Below are 2,070 nucleotides of genomic sequence, written 5' to 3'. Positions count from 1 at the left end.
TGTCCTAGCACGGAAATCCCCGGTTTGCGAAGCGCGGGGAGGGCATGGCTGGCGGGCGAGGCCGTACACTGCGGCACGTCGACCTCCCCTGGGCCATTGGCGTAGCCCGGGGAAAGCGCGCCAGTCGGGCCCACCACCAGATCGTCGCGGTGGATCATTTCCGCCCGGCCGCTGATGCCGAGGATGACCATCACATCCGGCGACGAGCGGCCCTTTATTTTCTCGGCATCGTCAGCGTCATAGGCGACGAGGCCGCGGCCGATTTCGTGGGTATCGGGACCGCGCACCACCACGGCGTCGCCGCGGGCGAATTGCCCATCGACCCGGATCACGCCGGCCGGCAACAGGCTCTTGCCGGCGCGCAGCGCGCTCACAGCACCGGCGTCGATGGTCAGCGTGCCCTTCGGCTCCAGCGAGCCCGCGATCCAGCGCTTTCGCGCGGTGACGGGATTGGCGGGGGTCAGGAACCAGGTGCAGCGACCGCCGTCGGCGATGGCCTGCAGCGGATGCTCGATCTTGCCGGAGGCGATCAGCATGTGGGTGCCGGCGGTGGTGGTAATCTTGGCCGCCTCGATCTTGGTCTGCATGCCGCCGCGCGACAGTTCGGATTCCGCCGCGCCCGCCATCGCCTCGATCTCCGAGGTGACGGACTCCACGATCGGAATCAGTTTTGCGTTGGGATTGGCACCGGGCGGCGCATCGTAAAGCCCGTCGATGTCCGACAGCAGGATCAGCAGGTCCGCGCTCGCCATGGTGGCGACGCGGGCGGCGAGACGGTCATTGTCGCCGTAGCGGATTTCATTGGTGGCGACGGTGTCGTTTTCGTTGATCACCGGCACCGCGCGCCATTCCAGCAGCTTGGCGATGGTCGAGCGCGCGTTGAGGTAACGGCGGCGTTCCTCGGTATCCTGCAGCGTCACCAGGATCTGCCCGGCGCCGATGCCGTGATGCCCCAGGACCTCCGACCAGATCCGCGCCAGCGCGATCTGCCCTACGGCGGCGGCGCCCTGGCTCTCCTCAAGCTTCAGCGCGCCGCGCGGCAGTTTTAAGCGGCTGCGGCCAAGCGCGATCGAGCCCGACGAGACGATCAGGAGTTCGCGGCCCTCGCCATGCAGTTTTGCGATGTCGGCAGCCAGTGCGGCCAGCCATGCCGACCTGACTTCGCCCGCATCGGAGTCGATCAGCAGCGAGGAGCCGACCTTGACGACGATGCGGCGGAAGTTTTTCAGGCTGGGGCGGGTCATGGATGCAGTCGGATGAAGCGGGGTGTTGCGAGTTTTGCAGCCGGGGGGAACCGGCGCAAGTCAGGGCTGATGTCAGGGCTAACGTCAGCCCTGCGGGGTCGGCGACCACGGCTCGGCCTGGGCGGCGCCCTTGGCCTTGAGCGATACCGGGGCTTCGCCGATCACCTCGACCAGCGCCCGCAACGCGTCCTTGACGCCTTCGCCCGAGACCCCCGACATCAAGAGCGGGGTCTTCTTGGCGGCGCGCTTCAAGCGGTCTTTCTGCTTCTTCAATTCGTCCGGCGTCACCGCGTCGATCTTGTTGAGCGCGACGATCTCGATCTTGTCCGCGAGATTGCCTTCATAGGCGTCGAGCTCGGTCCGCACCGTCTTGTAGGCCTTGCCGGCGTGCTCGCAGGTCGCATCCACCAGATGCAGCAGCACGCGGCAGCGTTCGACATGGCCGAGAAAGCGATCGCCGAGGCCGGCGCCTTCATGCGCGCCCTCGATCAGGCCCGGAATATCCGCCAGCACGAATTCGCGGCCGTCGACGTCGACCACGCCGAGCTGCGGATGCAGCGTCGTGAACGGATAGTCGGCGATCTTCGGCTTGGCGGCGCTGACCACGGACAGGAAGGTCGACTTGCCGGCATTGGGCAGGCCGACCAGGCCGGCGTCGGCAATCAGCTTCAGCCGCATCCAGATCCAGCGCTCTTCGCCTTCCTGGCCGGGATTGGCGTTGCGCGGGGCGCGATTGGTGGACGATTTGAAATGCGCGTTGCCGAAGCCGCCATTGCCGCCTTCGGCCAGCACGAATTTTTCGCCGAGTGCGGTGAAGTCGTGGATC

Annotated in this window: 2 protein-coding genes; both read right to left on the bottom strand. The window is 66.7% G+C overall.

Annotated features, from left to right (window positions below):
- The coding region (proB, locus tag V6M48_RS02200) for a glutamate 5-kinase (protein ID WP_332810888.1) at positions 1–1,244 on the bottom strand (1,244 nt) is incomplete at its 3' end.
- An 84-nt stretch (positions 1,245–1,328) separates the two neighbouring features.
- On the bottom strand, positions 1,329–2,070 hold a 742-nt coding region (cgtA, locus tag V6M48_RS02195), incomplete at its 5' end, for an Obg family GTPase CgtA (protein WP_332810887.1).

Origin of the sequence: Sphingomonas sp., from assembly GCF_036677245.1 — a bacterium.
In the GTDB taxonomy this organism is placed as follows: domain Bacteria; phylum Pseudomonadota; class Alphaproteobacteria; order Sphingomonadales; family Sphingomonadaceae; genus Allosphingosinicella.
This window is presented reverse-complemented; position numbering and strand designations above follow the sequence as displayed.